The sequence below is a fragment of the Neisseria sp. P0008.S010 genome (assembly GCF_051962715.1).
GTDB lineage: Bacteria > Pseudomonadota > Gammaproteobacteria > Burkholderiales > Neisseriaceae > Neisseria > Neisseria elongata.
The window spans coordinates 1-232 of the sequence record NZ_JBQCVA010000451.1; the positions used below are offsets into that span (position 1 = coordinate 1).

The 232-nt window shown below is 49.1% G+C and carries 1 rRNA gene; it reads right to left on the minus strand.

Annotated elements, in window-relative coordinates:
* Positions 1 to 232 (minus strand): 16S ribosomal RNA (locus ACTHSL_RS14300); the annotation flags it as partial.

Here is a 232-nt window from a genome sequence, read left to right on the forward strand (position 1 = left end):
GTGTATAAGAGACAGGACTACTCGGGTATCTAATCCTGTTTGATCCCCACGCTTTCGTGCCTGAGCGTCAATACCGGCCCAGTCAGGCGCCTACGCCACTGGTATTCCTCCTAATATCTGCGAATTTCACCTCTACACTAGGAATTCTCCTGACCTCTACCGGATTCTAGCTATGGAGTTTCAAAAGCAATTCCAGGGTTGAGCCCTGGGATTTCACTCCTGACTTTCATAG